The organism is Bradyrhizobium sp. 170 (genome assembly GCF_023101085.1).
GTDB lineage: Bacteria > Pseudomonadota > Alphaproteobacteria > Rhizobiales > Xanthobacteraceae > Bradyrhizobium.
The window spans coordinates 5275389-5288731 of record NZ_CP064703.1 but is presented as its reverse complement, the minus strand read 5'-3'; the positions used below and the strand labels follow the sequence as shown (position 1 = coordinate 5288731).

The window sequence follows — 13343 nt, the reverse complement described above, 5'->3', positions numbered from 1 at the left end:
GGCGCATTGAGCGCTGTCGATGCCGATGATTACGGCGTCGCTAACGATTAAAGCGAGTAGTATGAGGGTGCGGACGACCGGCGCCAAATCCGTCAGACCGGAGCTTTTGGCGGAACCTCCTGTTGTTGACGAGACGTCACCGCGCTACGTTGGTTGGCGCGTGGTGCTGGCGTGTTTCTTCGTGGCGTTCTTTATTTTTGGTATCGGTTTTTATGGGCACAGCTTGTATGTGGCCGAGTTGCAGGGTCTGCGCGGCTGGTCGGCGTCCCTTATATCAGGCGCGATCACGCTAACTTTTCTGCTCAGCAGCATTCTCTCAACATTTACCCACGAACTCTTGACGAGGTTTGGGTCGAAGCGTCTCATTCTGCTTGGAACAGCGGCGCTAGCAGCTTCAATGATCCTGCTCGCATTCGCGACGGAACCGTGGCAACTCTACGCCGCGTTCATTCTCATGTCTCTGGGTTGGACGGGCATGGGCGTTGTCGTGATCGCAACGATTGTGAACTCTTGGTTCGTGCATCGCCGCGGTCTTGCCATCAGCATCGCTTTCACTGGCGCGAGTTGTGGCGGTGCCGTCGTTGCGCCGCTGCTCTTGCTCCTCAACGAGAAAGTCGGCTTCCAGGTTGCGATGGTGACGGCGACGGCAATCATGCTCGTCGTTCTAGTGCCTGTCGTTGTCATATGGATCGAACCGCACTCGTTGATCGGCGATTCGCCGGAGCGCCCGACACGAAACTCCTCGTCATCGCAACCGCCCGGCACCAGAAAACACATATCGCGCTCGATGGTCGTGAGTCGATTGGCGTTTTGGACAATCTCGGTGCCGTTCGCACTCGCGCTGATGGCGCAAATCGGTTTTATCGTACACCAAGTCGCACTGCTTGAACCGAAACTCGGTCGCCCCGGCGCGGGGCTCGCAGTAGCACTCACGACATTCACTGCCGTGATAGGCCGCCTCTGCCTTGGCATGATCGTCGACCGACTCAATCCACGGTTGGCGACGGCCGCATCACTCGTGAGCCAGGCGGCAGCACTTCTGTTCATAATCCAAACGGACGATGCTTCTGTTTTGTTGGCCGCTTGCGCCATCTTCGGCTTTACAATCGGCAACCTCATTACTCTGCCGCCCCTGATCATTCGTCGCGAGTTCGATGCTGCCGCTTTTTCGATAGTCATGGGACTTTTTACCGCAGCAAGCGGAATCGTTAGCGGTCTTGGCCCTGGACTGATTGGCCTCGTTCGCAGCTTGACTGGTGATTACACGCTTGCCCTTGCGCTCTGCATTACGCTTGAGCTAGCAGCAGCGTTGATCGTGCTGTTTGGTCAGCGACAGGACTCCGACACTATCGTATGAGCGGCCTGATGTAGTACCCGCCACCTCCTGGCCCTGTCGTCCAGTCTTAATGCCGGGCATTTGCTGTCGGATAATTTGGCGGAGGACGGCTCGACCACAACTTCCGCGTCATCATCAAACCCGAAGATTTTCGGGTCATCGCGTGAACGGGTATGGTGCGGATTGATGATATTATATTTCAGGCGCAGCCGAGCTGCACGTGGCGCTCGACGGCAATCCACGTCGCTCGGGCCACGGCCAGCAACGCTCCGGTTTCACCATGGACCGCAGCCTCGGCAACGCGTTTACGGCCGTCGCGGCCGGCTTCCCAGGCCGTGATGACGCAGCGCTCTCCCGGGCGCGGCCGGGTCTCGACCCGTGCCGACATCCGACCCAACAGGATCGGCGTGCGGTCGAAGTGGCCGCTCTCCCGGTCGTGAGAGGCTGCAAAGCCCGTCGGACAATCGAGCGCCGACCAGAGAAATTCGGGCGCGACGAAGCCGTCCTGCGCCGCCAAGGTCGGATGCGGTATCCAGGTTGCCGCCAGCACCGCCGAAGCATTGCCGGATTGACGTGCGAGCGGCCCGGCGAAAATCCGCATTCCATCTCCCGGCGCCCTCGCAGGGCCGCACACGAAACATCTCGGCAGGGGATGCTCGGCCGGCTTGAACGGCGTCATCCGCTCGGCCGCCATTGCCTCCTCGAAGCTCGCATTCTCCAGATCCGCAAGTTCGATGCTCGCTGGTCGTCCGGTCGCGACGACGGTGGCGCCATCGCGAAGTTCCCATGACCCGTCTTCCGTCGCGATGACATCGAGCGGCTTGTCCAGCGGAGTTGGTGCGCGGAGCGTGACCTCCGCGCTGCCGGGAATGTGCCGGGCCAGCCTGCCGCAGACGTATCCGCCGTTCCCGGAGTTGGGTGGACCGCAATAGCGCTTGTCGATGATAATCGATGTCATGTCCCCTCCTGCTGCCTTGGCCCACTCTACCTGATCGGCGATGACCCGCAGGCCCAAATGGCTGGCAAGGTCCATGAAACTCACGGAGCCGCCAGCTTTCACACGCCCGTTGTCAAGTCCACCATGATTAGCGGGGAGCGACTGCCTTGACAATGAGATGGGCTGCCGACGGTTGCTGTCGTGGCTGCCGCGTAAGATGACGGTTCGTTATTAGCATATTGAACAAAAGCGCGACAGTCGCGCAATTGCGGCCTTGTCGCTGCCACCAAAATCGCGAGATCGCGGCGTCGAACGGCGCCGTCGCTCGACCGATTGACTTCGCTTCTCTCGCTCCGATACCTTCATGCCGATGCAGAGCAACTGATGCTGCTCATGTTCGAACAGGGCGTATGGAGATGTTGGGACGCTCTGCGCTGAAGTCTCTCGGCATCAGGGGTTTCGAGAGCGACGAGGGCTCTGTCGAGGGCTGCCGGAGCGGCAGGCTCTTGATTGCGCATAGGTTGAGGAAGACGCGAACGCTGTGAATAGCAATCGCGAGGTGTGTTTAGTGTGACGTGGCAGATGGAGGAGCGACTGATGGTAGTCTTGGTTACTGGCGCGGCGTCTGTGAACGAGTGGACGATCGGGATAGGCACGGCATGCGCTTTTGCATTTGGGCGGGACGGCGCAGAGGTCGTAATTGCGGATATTGATGACACTTACGGTCAACAGATCGCGGCACAAATATGTGCAAAGCCCGAGGGTAGGGCGCGCTTCGTGCATCACGACGTGACGAGCGAGGCTGGTTGGCGCGATATCCTGGGAGATATTGTCCACCGGCATGACTGGCTCGATGTTCTTCGAGCGCCGAATCTCCAACAGCTAGCGGGTCACTTCAAGCGATTGCTGCCGTCTTAGAAATGCCAACGCCGGTACGATGGGCGGCGCGTCGGCCGCCTACGGCGGCCGCGCGCCTTGGCGGAGGGCCTGCCGGCAATGCGCGGTGTCGATAGCATCAGGATCTGGACGCTCGCGCTGGATGGCATTCCCGAGCCGCTGTGGCCTTGGCTCGCCGCGATATTGCCAGCCGTGGAGAGCGAGCGTGCGGCGCGCTTTGTCTTCGAGCGGCACCGGCGGCAGTATGTGGCTGCGCATGCACTGACGCGACTGATGTTGACGGCTGCCACCGGCAGCGTCGCGGCGCCGGCAGCATGGACATTCGAGATTGGCGCTCATGGAAAGCCACAAGTCTCGGGAGAAGCGGGACTTCAGTTCAACCTGTCGCATTGCGAGGGAGCTGTGGTCTGCGCGGTCAGCGATTCTGTCGAGATCGGCGTGGACATCGAGTGCGTGGATCGGCGGGTTCCTCTCGATCTTGCTGGCACGCATTTCGCCGCGTGCGAAGGTGCCTGGCTCCGGAGCCTGCCCGCGGCGCAGCGGCCGATCGGATTTCTCCGGCTTTGGACGCTGAAGGAAGCCTACATCAAGGCCACCGGACTTGGTCTCGCACAGCGGCTGGACGATTTCGCCTTCGCGTTCGAACCGCTGCGTCTGACGTTTTTCGATCCCGCGCTTGGCGATGTCGGCGAATGGCACTTCGAGCAGCGCGTCATCGGCCCTCGGAGCCACATTATGGCGGCGGTATGGCGGGATATGGCGGTAGCTCCTGTCGAAGTGGAGGTCGTCCAGCCCGAGACCCTGAGGGCGTTGGTCGGTCAGTTCACGGGCCTCATGTCACCGCGCAATTTCCCGTGACTGTCCGCGGGGCCTGGGGCAACCGGGCCAGGTTGGATTGCGATCGCGTTCACGTCGACCGCTTGAGTCGCCGCGCGATCGGTCCATCGGCAAAACGCAACGAGATTGAGATAAAACTTTTCTTTGTTCTCGCTGTCTTGGAGCATTCCGGTTGCGTCTTTCCCGAGAATGCAGGCCAAATATTTCGGTGAAAAGTTTCGTCCGCGCGTCGGATCCCGCGTGTATTCGTATGTTCCACCGCCGAAACGAAACGATGGGAAATGTTGCTCCAAGGTTGCACCAGATCATTGTACCGTTTATAGTTGCGCAAGGTGTGGGCATTCGGCGCGCGTCGGGGACTGATAATATTGAAGTACGGCGTCGAGCCCGATCCTGACTACGCGTTCGAATTTGAACGCTTTCGAGTTTGCGTCCGTCGTCGAAAAGTCTTCAAGGACGACGAGGCCATCAATCTTGGTGCACGTGCATTCAACATTCTTCTGATGCTCGTTCAGGCCGATGGAAGGCTTCTGACCAAACATGAACTCTTGAAGCGAGTCTGGCCGACCACGACCGTCGAGGAGCACAATATCGAGGTGCAGATCTCGGCGCTCCGCAAGGCTCTGGGAGACAAGGGTGAGATCATTCAGACGGAGGCTGGGCGCGGCTATCGTTTAGCAGCCCGTGTGCAAATGCAACGCGAGTACGCGACAGGACTTGAGGAGCCGTGCCCTCCCGGAACGTCCGGGTCTGCGTACGAAATGGACCTGTCTGTCCCGTTGTCCGCGCTGTTTGGACGGGTAAAGGAGGTCACATCGCTGACCAGCCTCGTCGCGAGGCATAGGCTGGTCACCGTGACGGGTAGCGGAGGTATCGGAAAGACGCGCCTGGCGATGGAAGTGGCCCATCACTCGGCCTCCCGTTTTGGCGGCGGCGTACGGACCGTCGAACTGGCTTCAATTACGAACGCTCAGCAGTTGAACGAGCTCATCGCGCGAACGATGGGAGTCGCCAATTCACTCTCGGAAACTCAGCAAGACCAGCTGTTGCTGCTCGACAATTGCGAGCATTTGATCGACGCCGTGGCGATGCTGGTGGAAGGCCTGCTTCGAAGCAGGACCGAGTTGCATGTGCTCGCGACGAGCCGGGAGTGCCTCGCGATCGAAGGTGAACGGGTTTATCCGCTGACGCCCCTGAGCGTGCCGGCGGCCGACTCCATCGCCGCAAGCCAGGCTCTCGAATACAGCGCGGTTGGGTTGTTTCTCGACAGAACTCAGGCTGTCGATCCTGATTTCATTATCACTGACGAGATTGCCCCTTACGTAAGTAAAGTGTGCCGCAAGCTGGACGGAATTCCACTTGCCATCGAATTTGCCGCGGCGAGTGCGCCTGCGGTTGGGGTGCGCGAGCTTGCACGCCGGCTTGCGCAGGGATTCGGGCTTCTCCGCAGTGGTCGGCGGACTCCGGCGGAGCGTCACAAAACCCTTCATTCGACGTTCTCCTGGAGCTACGGATTGCTGTCGGCGATTGAGCAAACCACCCTGCGTCGTGTCGCGGTGTTTGCGGGCGGCTTCACCCCGGAGGCTGCTGGCTCGATTTTGGCGGACAGCATCGGATCCACCGTCCAAGTCGCAAACGTACTTGAGGACCTGCACAAGAAGTCACTCGTTTCCGTGGATACACGCACGTCTCCGCCACGTTACCGGTTGCTGGGAACGACGCGGGCCTTCGCACTCCAGAAGCTCGGCGACGGCGAAGTCGCTGCGATATTGGCGCTGATGACACGCTACTATCTCAATGCGCTGACCCGAGACGAGCAGCTATGGACGGCAACCTCGCTCGACGAGATCGGCGCAAGATTTGCGCCGGATATCGATAACCTGCGGGTTGCGCTGGACTGGGCGTTCGGGTCGCCGGAAACGTCGCGCATCGGCCTCGACCTCACGATCGCGGCCACTTCCCTCTGGATCGCGGTGTCGGCGCTTGAAGAGTGCCGCAACTACGTTCAGCGGGCGCTGGCCTGGCTGCTCGGGCAGTCGAGCGTCGACGAAAGGCACGAGTTGCTGCTGCAAGTGGCCCTCGGAACGTCGACCATGTGGACCAAAGGTCCGACGAAGGAGGCCGAAGACGCACTGCTGCGTGCACAGGAACTAGCCGAGAAGCTCGAGGACGACGAGCAGAAGCTCCGGGTCTACTACGCGCTCTGGCTTCATCGATTGCGCAACAGCCACTATCGAGCGTCGGTCGAGATCGCCCATAAATTCGTCCATGCAGTCGAGTTGTCCGACATCGCCGCCGGTCTTGCCGGGCAAAGAATCGTCGCCGTCAATGACCACTACTTTGGCAACCAGTCCGCGGCTCGCGAACGTCTCAGGGGCGTCCTTCAGCAGAACGATCCGGTCTTGCACGCCCAGTACGTGCTGCGGTTCGGTCTGGACCAGAACGTGGCCGCACTCGTTGCGCTGTCCCGCGTCTTGTGGGTCCAAGGCTTCCCCAACCAGGCGAGAGAGATCGCCGCGCGTAGTGTGGCCAAAGCCCAGAAACTGGATCATGCGAATTCGCTATGTCTGGCGCTGACAGGTGCGGGTTGTGGAATCGCAGCGCTCACGGGCGATTTCGAGAGGACGGAACATCTCGCCAGCGCCCTTCTCGATTGCGCGAAGACGCATGGCTTGGGCTTGTGGTCGGGATCCGGCACGACGTTCAAAACCTGGGCGCGCGCAAAATCCAACGAAGCGCACGTCGGGCCCGATTTGCTGCGGGAGTCTATCGAGCAATGGAATGTCGATTTACGGCATGCCACGTTTGTCAGCACATTCGCGGAGATGCTTGCTGCCGCAGGCCACGTTGACGAAGGTCGATCGGTCATTCACGGCATTCTTCGCGCCTCCAGGGAGGAGCACTGGTGCACGGCTGAAGTGCTACGCGTGGGTGGCCAGATCGAGCTGGTTGCTGGCGACAGTGAGGAAGCCGACGCAATGTTTGTCCGCGCACTGGAGTGGGCGCGCCAACGTGGGCAGCGAGCCTGGGAGCTTCGCGCGGCGACCAGCCGCGCGCGTCTATGGGCGAGCAAAGGTCAGCGTAGCCATGCTCAAAATCTACTTTTGCCAGTCTTCGAATCCTTCAGCGAAGGGTTTGATACCGCCGATCTCAAGTCAGCCAGACTTCTGCTCGATGAGTTAGGTTGAGACCCGACGTACCTTCGATTGGTCCAACCCAGCTTCCATCCAGTCGCCTGTTCCGTCTGATCCAGCCGTCGGTTCCAAGGCGGGAATCGCGTGCCCTTGTGCGGGCAGGACAGTTACGATGAGGCGGTTTGAGGAAGATTGAGAACGATCTACGGTTCGATGCATTCAAAATGGGCTGGGACACGGTGCGGGATGCAGGTCTTGTAGACGCAGCTCTTGCACGAGAACGCAGCGCTCATTTTGGTAAGCAGTCGAAATATGTCGGTCAGACCAGTGGTGGTGAAGGTAACGGAGTCCTGGAGCGAAAGCCCATCCCGCGCCCTTGATGGATTCGTGAGTGATGCAGGTCACTTCTCTGCCGCGGAGACGCCACGCGAGTTCGTGGCCGACATCATGCGTCGTGCGGAGAGCGGTGAGCGCGTTGTTCCCGCGGCGGTCAAGGCCGAACTGAAGAGATTTCGAGCGGTCGGACGGCAACACCCCGCTGCCCAGTTCGTCCGGCCGCCGGAGTTGCGAGAGCTGTCAGGCCCCCGGACAACCACGCAGGGCCTCGGGCAAGCGACCGGCGTCGAAAAGCTTGTCGCCCTTCTGATTGACGCCCTGACAGCCGAGGATTTCGCGCGGGTTCGTGAGCTCGCTATCAGCGACGCGATCGTCAGCGATCCCAGGCTGGCTGAAAATCTCCGGTGTGCGTTCTCGGTTACGGTGCCGGAGCTCAAGGGCGGCGTGTTCTCGAAGGAGCGCAGAAAGGCAAGGCATTAGCGATTGCAGGTGTGGTCTTGTGGCGGCACCGAAGGGTCCTGACCTCCAACGTTGTTTTCGGCGAACTTGCTGGCACCGTTGAGCGTACGCTTTTCGATCCGGCCGCAACACTGAGTGTGTCGATCTCCGGAGGTCTGGTTTGGACCTCCACGATCACTGAGACGGGCTGATAGTGATGACGATTGTACCTGATCTGAACGGATACCGGCAATGATCGGCAATAACGACTATCTCTTGCTGTCCCGCTACGATCAGGCGCTCATCGGAGCCCCGTCGATCGTCCGCTTGTTTCACTATGCATACATCCCCGACGTTGACCGGTTGCGGTACACGTTTCAGGCGGCGTTGGAGCGCTTTCCGCGTCTTGCAACGAAGATAGTGAACACAGGCGAGGGCTTTCGGCTCGCGCCGCTCCCGCTGCTCCCGTCGGTGACGCTGCGCGGACCTTTGGAGTGGACGCTCGACCAGTTTTCGTCTGAACAGTTGCCGCAATTTATCAATAATCTCGAAACGTTGCCGGGGCGCCCTGTGCTGATCGCTTCGCTTACTCCGGTAAGTAGAGGGGCGGTCCTTGCCATCAGCATGTCGCATTCGGCGGGCGACGGCTCTTCTCTCAATCAGTTCCAGAAATGCTGGGGCGAATTGTTCGCTGAGGCGGGATCGCATTTCACCGTCCGCGCAACCGTCGATCCGGTTGTGGGATCGGGAGCTAAGCACAGTGTGTGCGGGCAGCATTCATTGGGCGCCGAGGCCATACACCGCCTGAACTATCTTCGGCAGATGAAGAGAAATCTGCGCGTGATGAAGCTCGATGCCCGGTTCCTGGACGTGTTGCGAAAATCTCTATCCACGTCTGATCTCGTCCCTACCCTCAACGAGGCGCTGACCGCGTTTCTCGTTCATCGGTACGGACAGCAGCTTCTGGACTGCGCGCTGGGAGTTAGACTGAGAATGCCCGTAGATGTGAGAGGAATAGACGCGCGTATCGGTCCGTCATTCGTCGGGAATGGCTTTTTGGAAGCGGTCGTGCCGCTTGATCGGCTCGAGGACGACAGGGCGGCTGCCAGGCGAACCATTCGCCTCATCCGCACGGCGGTGAAGCAGGTTCGCGATCTCGGATATGTCGCATCGTCGATCAAGAGCGTCGACGGGCACGCCTACCTCGACCAGAGCGAACTGCCCCCGTTCGAACCGAAGACGGATATCGTCTCCACCAACCTCTCCCAGTTGACGTTCAACCGCGTGGATTTCGGTGGAGGTCCTCCGGTCGGATATCGCTGCATGCTGCCTGCGCCCGCGGGAATTCTCATCGGGCCCGCCGCAGACGGAGTGCAAGTTCATTTCGCCAGCGAGCGGGATGATCTGCGGATCGGAGAACGCGAACGTTCGGACATCTGGGATGGCGGTGATGATGCTGTTGCGGGAACGGAACGAAGTGTATCTGCGACACGATCGGTTGGGGAGGGCTGACCCCACGGTGATGCATCGCGGGAAGACGAGACCCTCACTTCGCACAGATCAAACGAGCTCCGAATGGATGACGCGCTCCTCGAATCGAAGACCTCGCAAGTGCTCGACGTTTTTCGACGTGTGCTGCGTACGCCGCATCTGTCGCCGGATGACAATCTGTTTGAGTACGGCTGCACGTCCATGGTGTGCCTGCGAGCGGTGCTCCGTCTCAATGACGCCGGAATCAAAATGACGGTGCTCGATGCTTACAGATATCGAACGATCCGGCGGATGACCCGGGCGGTCGTGACGAGGAAGCCGACCGAATCCGGCGGCAGCCAACGGCAGCCGTCGGTTCGTCAGCTTCCGGGCGGCGGACCGACGCTCACGCCGACCGCGCGATTTCTCGTAGAGAAGGCCGGGTTCGACACTCAATACAACGTTTCGATGATGTGGAGTTTTGGCAGGGGGCAATTCTCCATCGAGAGGTTCTCGCGGGCAGTGTCGGATGTCGTTGCAGTCAACCCTGCGCTCCGTGCAACGATCGTGACCACAGACAAAGGAGTGGAGAAGCGGCAGGTCGAGCCGCGCTTGGAAAATCTCGTCGAGATCATCGACCTCTCCACCGCAACGGACGGGAGTCGGCGCGAACTCATCGAACGCACGACTGCGCGCGTTCAGCGCGAGTTCAGCTTTTCGACGGGAGACATCATGATCCGGTTCATCGTGCTCTTGCTGCCGGAAGGGGACGGGAGGGTATTTGTCGTTGCGCACCATCTGTTGCTGGACGGAGTGTCGTTCTCTTTGTTGGCAAGAGAGCTTGGGCGAGCTTACCGCAGCGCCGGAACCGTTGCCAGGACGAAGTCGGTCGTCGCCTCAGCCGATCCGCGCGACTGGCCGAAGCGGCTTCACCGATACGCCAATGAAGAGGCGATCCGGGAGTTACCGCTTTGGCGGGAGATGCGTTGGGATGACTACGCGAATGTGAGGGCGCTCGACGGCGGGGAAAGGGAAAGCGATAGCCGGAAAGAAGCGAGCTTCAGCGATGTCAGCGCGGCGGAGCTGCACAGGCAACTTCAGCAAGGTCGGTCAGGTGCGGGTCTTGCGGAGCTCGAGGCGGATCAGGCCGTAACGCGGGGCGAGCTCGATCGAGACACGAGCGAACGGTTTCTCGCGATGTTTGGTGACCGTAGCTTCGAGATCGTCCTCGTCGCAATCTATCGCGTCGTTATGCGGCACACGTCCGCTCGAACCCTGTGGATCGATTCATTCGACTCGATGCGTGGAATGATATTCGAGGATATCGATGTCAGCCGCGTCATCGGTTACATCAACGAGATCGTACCGATAGCGCTGGCGCTCGATCTGTCGGAGCCGACGGAGGTGCAGTTGCGGGCGATACGATCGCAGCGAACGCGCCTGCCGCGGAGAGGGCTTGGCTTTCGTGCGCTCAAGTACCTGGCCGAAGATCCGGCCATGCGGCGCGAGGCGGATACTTGGCCGTTTCCCCGCATAGGGCTGAACTACCTCGTGAGTCTGAACAGCGAGCATCCGGCGGTGCTCCTGGATCTGCCGCACTCAGAGGAGTGGGTCGGACCGGAAATCGACGAGTCGCGGACACCGTATCTGCTCTGCTTCATATTCTCGGCCGCGGACGGGCGGGTCGTGGTCGAGACGCGCTATGCGCCGCGCGAGGTCAGCCTGTCATACGCGCGGACCGTTCTTGAAGATGTGATCGAACAGATGACGACGATCATCAGGAATGTTTCGAGGGACGAGCCGCTCACGCTCGGCAACAGCACGTCGTGAGAGAACAACAACACTGAAGCTGTCGGAGGTCGTGAGGATGGATTTTTGGAAAACTATTCGGGGAGGTGCGTTCCTGCCGTTCGACGGCATCGTGCCTTGTACCGTCCACGTGAAGCTGGAAGGCCTGAATCTGGGTGGGTCAATCAAGATCAAGACGGCGCTTGGCTTGATCGAGGAGGCCGAGCAGAGCGGGATGATCAAGCCGGACACTATCATCATCGAATCGTCCTCCGGAAATCTGGGCGTGGCGCTGGCGATGGTGTGCGCGGATCGCGGCTATCCGTTTGAATGCGTGGTGGATCCGAATGCGTCTCGCACGAATATCGAGATAATGAAGGCTCTGGGTGCAACGGTCTTTGTCGTGCAGGAGAGAGACGAGAACGGCGGCTTTCTCGCCAGCCGGATCCGATTCATCAAACGCAAGATGAAGGAGGATCGTCGGTATTTCTGGACGAACCAGTACCAGAACGCCGCCAATCCGTTGATCCACGAGCGGAGCACGGCGACGGAAATCGCGCAGGCGTTCCCTCGGCTGGACTATCTGTTCGTCGGAGCCGGCACGACCGGAACGTTAATGGGATGCGCGGGATATTTCCGCAAGCACCAGCCGGATACGAAGATCGTCGCCGTAGACAGTGTCGGATCGGTGACCTTCGGCGGACCGCCGGGACCCCGGCACATTTCCGGTCTGGGAACGAGCCGGGTTCCGGAGATCTGCGATCGGTCTCTGGTCCACGACGTCGTGATGATTCCGGAAGCGAAAACCGTCGAACTGTGCCGTCGGATCGCGCGAAGGCATGGTGTGCTGTTCGGCGGCTCGACCGGAACTGTACTGGCTGCGGTCGAGCATTACACGTCTCGGCTTCCGGCCGATGCGAGCGTGGTCGTGGTCAGTCCGGACAACGGCGAGAAATACCTCGATACGATCTACAGCGACGAATGGGTCCGCGACAGGTTTCCGGGATTGCTTGGTCATCGCGCGGTACGCGACATGTCTCTTGCGCCGGCAGAGTTGGAGCGGACGGCGGCCGGACCTGAGGCCACTGGAGCGAACGCGAGCTCCGAAAGCATACAGGTGTAATGATGGCAACCGTCGACGAAACAGCCATTGCGTACGTTCGGGCCGAGCAGATCGACAGGATCATTGCGGCGCACCGTGTGCAGATCATCGACCTTGTTGCTGCTACTTATCGAGCATTTTATGCCGGCAACTGTACAAATCCCGACACATACTCGCTGACGTTTCCGCAGAAGCCGGGTTGTCGCATCAACGCGCTCCCTGCCTATGTCGGCGGAGGCGTCGACAAGGCAGGATTGAAGTGGGTGTCATCCTTTCCACAAAATTCGCGACGAGGACTGCAGCGCGCGGCCGCAGTTATCGTGCTGAACTCCTTCGAGACCGGATACCCGATCGCACTGATGGATGGCGCGCTGATCAGCGCTGCGAGAACCGCCGCGAGTGCCGCCTTGGGGGCGCGCCTGCTTCGTCGGGACAGACACCTCGGCCGTTTGAGGATGTTCGGCGCCGGGGTCATAAACCGCACTGTCGCGACGTTCCTCGCCGCTGACGGATGGACATTCGACGAGGTCGCGATTGTCGATCCCGACGTCGCTACCGCCGAGGCGCTGCGAGCGCACATCGCAAAGAGTGGGATCGGCCGTGAAATTCAGGTCGAAAAGGATGTTCATGGCGGCGATCGCGCCGACATGCTCTCTTTTGCCACTTCGCAACTGACGCCGTGGTACGACGCTGACATCGTTCCACAGCAGGTCGTGCTGCACGTCTCGTTGCGCGACATTGTACCGGATCGGCTGCGCGGAGCGCTCAATATCGTCGACGACATTGATCATGCGCTGAAGGCCAATACGTCACTTCATCGTCTGGAGGGAGCGATTGGTCGCACGTTTCCGCTGGTGAACTTCGGCCATCTCATGGACGGGACGGACCTCGACCGCGATGCCGGCGGCGTGGTGTCCGCGTTCGGCATGGGCATGCTCGATGTCGCGTTGGCCAATTTCGTGTTTGAGCAGGCGGCGCGCGACGGCGCGGCCGAAGCACTTCCGGGTTTTCTTTCCGATCCAATCCGATCCTAGCAAGCGCGGCCCGCACTGTGCGGGCCCGGAGAGA

At 60.3% G+C, this 13343-nt stretch carries 9 protein-coding genes; 8 read left to right on the top strand and 1 reads right to left on the bottom strand.

The window, feature by feature from the left end; genetic code table 11:
• The first annotated feature begins 19 nt into the window (after positions 1-19).
• A complete protein-coding gene (locus IVB05_RS24690; RefSeq protein ID WP_247778504.1) occupies positions 20-1357 on the top strand; it encodes an MFS transporter in 1338 nt (445 codons plus the stop codon).
• Between the two features lie 178 nt (positions 1358-1535).
• On the opposite strand, the gene IVB05_RS24685 is transcribed toward IVB05_RS24690, so the two are convergent.
• Positions 1536-2294 carry a hypothetical protein gene (locus IVB05_RS24685; protein WP_247778503.1) on the bottom strand — a complete coding sequence of 253 codons (759 nt, stop codon included), beginning with the start codon at positions 2292-2294 and terminating at the stop codon, positions 1536-1538.
• 975 nt (positions 2295-3269) lie between these two features.
• Here IVB05_RS24685 and IVB05_RS24680 point away from each other — a divergent pair.
• The 7 genes from IVB05_RS24680 (at position 3270) to IVB05_RS24650 (ending at position 13309) form a co-directional block, all read left to right on the top strand.
• Positions 3270-4028: a 4'-phosphopantetheinyl transferase superfamily protein gene (locus IVB05_RS24680; protein WP_247778502.1), complete on the top strand. Its 759-nt coding sequence runs from the start codon at positions 3270-3272 to the stop codon at positions 4026-4028.
• Between the two features lie 347 nt (positions 4029-4375).
• Positions 4376-7195: a winged helix-turn-helix domain-containing protein gene (locus tag IVB05_RS24675; RefSeq protein ID WP_247778501.1), complete on the top strand. Its 2820-nt coding sequence runs from the start codon at positions 4376-4378 to the stop codon at positions 7193-7195.
• Positions 7196-7453: 258 nt separating this feature from the next.
• Entirely contained in the window at positions 7454-7957 is a 504-nt protein-coding gene (locus IVB05_RS24670) for a hypothetical protein (RefSeq protein WP_247778500.1), read from the top strand.
• 210 nt (positions 7958-8167) lie between these two features.
• Complete coding sequence (locus tag IVB05_RS24665; RefSeq protein WP_247778499.1) at positions 8168-9427, top strand: acyltransferase; 1260 nt, start codon at positions 8168-8170, stop codon at positions 9425-9427.
• A 63-nt stretch (positions 9428-9490) separates the two neighbouring features.
• Positions 9491-11215 (top strand): condensation domain-containing protein, encoded by a 1725-nt coding sequence (locus IVB05_RS24660; protein WP_247778497.1) that lies wholly within the window; start codon positions 9491-9493, stop codon positions 11213-11215.
• On the top strand, positions 11169-12296 hold the full coding sequence (sbnA, locus tag IVB05_RS24655; protein ID WP_247778496.1) for a 2,3-diaminopropionate biosynthesis protein SbnA: 1128 nt from the start codon (positions 11169-11171) through the stop codon (positions 12294-12296). Before IVB05_RS24660 ends, sbnA begins: the two co-directional genes overlap by 47 nt.
• A complete protein-coding gene (locus IVB05_RS24650) occupies positions 12296-13309 on the top strand; it encodes a hypothetical protein (RefSeq protein ID WP_346771777.1) in 1014 nt (337 codons plus the stop codon). The genes sbnA and IVB05_RS24650 overlap by 1 nt, the downstream gene beginning before the upstream one ends.
• Positions 13310-13343 lie beyond the last annotated feature (34 nt).

Coding starts and splice junctions, on each gene's coding strand:
- IVB05_RS24690 (WP_247778504.1), top strand. CDS start 20: ATGCCGATGATTACGGCGTCGCTAACGATTAAAGCGAGTAGTATGAGG.
- IVB05_RS24685 (WP_247778503.1), bottom strand. CDS start 2,294: ATGACATCGATTATCATCGACAAGCGCTATTGCGGTCCACCCAACTCC.
- IVB05_RS24680 (WP_247778502.1), top strand. CDS start 3,270: ATGCGCGGTGTCGATAGCATCAGGATCTGGACGCTCGCGCTGGATGGC.
- IVB05_RS24670 (WP_247778500.1), top strand. CDS start 7,454: ATGTCGGTCAGACCAGTGGTGGTGAAGGTAACGGAGTCCTGGAGCGAA.
- IVB05_RS24665 (WP_247778499.1), top strand. CDS start 8,168: ATGATCGGCAATAACGACTATCTCTTGCTGTCCCGCTACGATCAGGCG.
- IVB05_RS24660 (WP_247778497.1), top strand. CDS start 9,491: ATGGATGACGCGCTCCTCGAATCGAAGACCTCGCAAGTGCTCGACGTT.
- sbnA (WP_247778496.1), top strand. CDS start 11,169: ATGTTTCGAGGGACGAGCCGCTCACGCTCGGCAACAGCACGTCGTGAG.
- IVB05_RS24650 (WP_346771777.1), top strand. CDS start 12,296: ATGATGGCAACCGTCGACGAAACAGCCATTGCGTACGTTCGGGCCGAG.